At 46.7% G+C, this 242-nt stretch carries 1 tRNA gene; it reads right to left on the bottom strand.

The annotated features are described in order from the left end of the window. Positions 1-123: 123 nt before the first annotated feature. Positions 124-198 (bottom strand) — tRNA-Val (locus DCCM_RS00720). Positions 199-242 lie beyond the last annotated feature (44 nt).

Genomic DNA, 242 nt, shown 5'->3' on the forward strand with positions numbered 1-242 from the left:
AATAAAGGAAAGACCTGCCGAACAACATGCCCGGCAGGTCTTGGCAACCAAAATTCCTTAACTCCTGTGCTTAATTATCAAAAATAATAAAGAGGCTGCCTTCCCGCAGCCTCTTTATTTCCCTGGTGGGTGCAGTAGGATTTGAACCTACGACCCCTACCGTGTCAAGGTAGTGCTCTCCCCCTGAGCTATGCACCCAGATTCAACCCGTTTCGCAGATATCATTATGCCTTATACTTTTC

Origin of the sequence: Desulfocucumis palustris, from assembly GCF_002933875.1 — a bacterium.
In the GTDB taxonomy this organism is placed as follows: Bacteria; Bacillota; Desulfotomaculia; order Desulfotomaculales; family Desulfocucumaceae; genus Desulfocucumis; species Desulfocucumis palustris.